Annotated in this window: 4 protein-coding genes; all 4 read left to right on the top strand. The window is 61.1% G+C overall.

Going from position 1 to position 3176, the window contains the following annotated elements; all coding sequences use genetic code 11:
- On the top strand, window positions 1-398 hold a 398-nt coding region (gene sdhC, locus QCE58_RS33905), incomplete at its 5' end, for a succinate dehydrogenase, cytochrome b556 subunit (RefSeq protein ID WP_250437927.1).
- 2 nt (window positions 399-400) lie between these two features.
- Complete coding sequence (gene sdhD / locus QCE58_RS33900) at window positions 401-769, top strand: succinate dehydrogenase, hydrophobic membrane anchor protein (protein ID WP_008354058.1); 369 nt, start codon at window positions 401-403, stop codon at window positions 767-769.
- A 5-nt stretch (window positions 770-774) separates the two neighbouring features.
- The gene (sdhA, locus tag QCE58_RS33895; RefSeq protein ID WP_008354057.1) at window positions 775-2550 is read left to right on the top strand and encodes a succinate dehydrogenase flavoprotein subunit; all 1776 of its coding nucleotides are present in this window, start codon (window positions 775-777) and stop codon (window positions 2548-2550) included.
- Window positions 2551-2571: 21 nt separating this feature from the next.
- Window positions 2572-3176: succinate dehydrogenase iron-sulfur subunit (locus QCE58_RS33890; protein ID WP_034474652.1), on the top strand; the 605-nt coding region annotated here is incomplete at its 3' end.

The raw sequence follows: 3176 nt of genomic DNA, 5'->3' as shown, positions 1-3176 counted from the left end.
TAAAAAAACCAAGGCCGGAATACCGGAACATCGGGATCGGTCAGATCGCGAAGTATCGCTTGCCGCTGGCGGGCAAGGTATCGATCCTGCATCGCGTGAGCGGCCTGCTGCTCTTCGTGTGTCTGCCGTTCATCCTGTATCTGCTCGATCAGAGCCTCACGTCGGAAATCTCGTTCGACGCGTTCAAGGGCTTTCTCGCCAACCCCATCGTCAAGATCATCACGCTCGTGTTGTCGTGGTCGTATCTGCATCACTTCTGCGCGGGTATCCGCTTCTTGCTGCTCGACACGCACGTCGGCGTGAACAAGCAAGGCGGCAAGCAAAGCGCGCTCATCGTGCTGATCGTCTCGCTGTTGCTCACGCTCGCGATGGCTCTCAAGATCTTCGGAGTGTTCTAAACATGGCAACGCAAAATCGGGTCGGCCCCAAGCGCCTGGTCGTCGGCGCGCACTATGGTCTGCGCGACTGGCTCGCGCAACGCATCACCGCGGTCGTGATGGCCGTGTACACCGTCATTCTTCTCTTCTGGTTCTTCGCGGCGCACAACTTCTCGTACGAAGGCTGGGCGGGCATCTTCGCGACCCAGTGGATGAAGCTCGCGACTTTCGTAGCCTTGCTTTGCCTCTTCTATCACGCGTGGGTCGGCATTCGCGACATCTGGATGGACTACGTGAAGCCCATGGGTCTGCGCCTGCTGCTGCAAGTGCTGACGATCCTCTGGCTCGTCGGATGCGCCGGCTACGCTGCACAGATTCTCTGGAGAGTTTAAAGAACATGGCTGCAATCAAGACTTCCCTGCCGCGTCGTCGCTTTGACGTGGTCATCGTCGGTGCGGGCGGATCGGGCATGCGCGCATCGCTGCAGCTCGCGCGCGCGGGTCTGTCCGTCGCGGTGCTCTCGAAAGTGTTCCCCACGCGCTCGCATACGGTGGCCGCGCAAGGCGGCATCGGCGCATCGCTCGGCAACATGAGCGAAGACAACTGGCACTATCACTTCTACGACACCATCAAGGGCTCCGACTGGCTCGGCGATCAGGATGCGATCGAGTTCATGTGCCGCGAAGCGCCCAACGCCGTGTACGAGTTGGAACACATGGGCATGCCGTTCGACCGTAATCCGGATGGCACGATCTATCAGCGTCCGTTCGGCGGCCACACGGCGAACTACGGCGAGAAGCCCGTGCAACGCGCCTGCGCGGCCGCCGACCGTACCGGTCACGCGTTGCTGCACACGCTGTATCAGCAGAACGTCGCGGCTAAAACGCACTTCTTCGTCGAATGGATGGCGCTGGATCTGATCCGCGACGCCGATGGCGACGTGCTCGGCGTCACCGCGCTCGAAATGGAAACGGGCGAGGTCTATATCCTCGAGGGCAAGACGACGCTGTTCGCCACGGGCGGCGCGGGCCGTATCTTCGCGGCATCGACGAATGCGTTCATCAATACGGGCGACGGCCTCGGCATGGCCGCGCGTTCGGGCATCGCGCTGCAGGACATGGAGTTCTGGCAGTTCCACCCGACCGGCGTCGCCGGCGCGGGCGTGCTGATTACCGAAGGCGTGCGCGGCGAAGGCGGCATTCTGCGTAACTCGAATGGCGATCGCTTCATGGAACGCTATGCGCCGACGCTGAAGGATCTCGCGCCGCGCGACTTCGTTTCGCGTTCGATGGATCAGGAGATCAAGGAAGGCCGCGGCGTCGGTCCGAACAAGGATCACGTGCTGCTCGATCTGTCGCACATCGGCGCCGAGACGATCATGAAGCGTCTGCCGTCGATTCGCGAGATTGCGCTGAAGTTCGCGAACGTCGATTGCATCAAGGAGCCGATTCCGGTCGTGCCGACCATCCACTATCAGATGGGTGGCATTCCGACGAACATGCATGGTCAGGTCGTGGGCACCGCGAAGGGCTACAACGATCCGGTCAACGGCTTCTATGCTGTTGGCGAATGCTCGTGCGTGTCGGTGCACGGCGCGAATCGTCTGGGCACGAACTCGCTGCTCGATCTCGTCGTGTTCGGCCGCGCGGCGGGCAATCACATCATCAAGCACGCGAAGGAATTGAAGGAGCACAAGCCGCTACCGGCCGATGCCGCCGACTTCGCGATGGAACGTCTCGCGGTGCTGGAGAAGTCGACGTCGGGCGAGTACACGCAGAACATCGCCAACGACATCCGCGCATCGATGCAGGCGCATGCGGGCGTGTTCCGCACGTCGAAGCTGCTCGAAGAAGGCGTCGGCAAGATCGCCGAACTCGCCGAGCGCGTGAAGCACGTGCATCTGAAGGACAAGTCGAAGGTGTTCAACACCGCGAAGGTCGAGGCGCTCGAACTGGCGAATCTGATCGAAGTCGCGCGCGCGACGATGGTCTCCGCCGAAGCGCGCAAGGAAAGCCGTGGCGCGCACGCGCACAGCGACTACGAGCATCGCGACGACGAGAACTGGATGCGTCACACGCTGTGGTTCAGCGAAGGCGATCGCCTCGAATACAAGCCGGTGCAGATGAAGCCGCTGACGGTCGAATCGGTGCCGCCCAAGGCGCGTACCTTCTAAGGAAAGCGCAAGGAAATCGAAATGGCAAAGAGAATTTTTGAAGTCTATCGCTACGATCCGGACAAGGATGCAGCGCCGCGCATGCAGAGCTACGAGCTCGATCTGACGCATGAACGCATGCTGCTCGACGCGCTGGTGAAGCTGAAAGAAGTCGATGAGACGCTGTCGTTCCGTCGCTCGTGCCGCGAAGGCGTGTGCGGTTCGGACGCGATGAACATCAACGGCAAGAACGGCCTCGCGTGCCTGACGAATCTGAACGAACTGCCGCAGAAGATCGTGCTGCGTCCGTTGCCGGGTCTGCCGGTGGTGCGCGATCTGATCTGCGATTTCACGCAGTTCTTCAATCAGTATCATTCGATCAAGCCGTATCTGATCAACGATACGCCGCCGCCCGAGAAGGAGCGTCTGCAGTCGCCCGTAGAGCGCGATGAACTCGATGGCTTGTACGAGTGCATTCTGTGCGCGAGCTGCTCGACGTCGTGCCCGAGCTTCTGGTGGAACCCGGACAAGTTCGTGGGACCGGCGGGCTTGCTGCAGGCGTATCGCTTCATCGCGGATAGCCGCGATCAGGCGACGGGCGAACGCCTCGATAACCTGGAAGATCCGTATCGTCTGTTCCGTTGCCA

The organism is Caballeronia sp. LZ028 (genome assembly GCF_031451415.1).
GTDB lineage: Bacteria > Pseudomonadota > Gammaproteobacteria > Burkholderiales > Burkholderiaceae > Caballeronia > Caballeronia zhejiangensis.
The sequence above is the reverse complement of the archived record's forward strand: the minus strand, read 5'-3'. Positions and strand labels throughout refer to the sequence as shown.

Excerpts from the sequence above, each read along its gene's own strand:
- sdhD (WP_008354058.1), top strand. The coding sequence starts at position 401 with ATGGCAACGCAAAATCGGGTCGGCCCCAAGCGCCTGGTCGTCGGCGCG.
- sdhA (WP_008354057.1), top strand. The coding sequence starts at position 775 with ATGGCTGCAATCAAGACTTCCCTGCCGCGTCGTCGCTTTGACGTGGTC.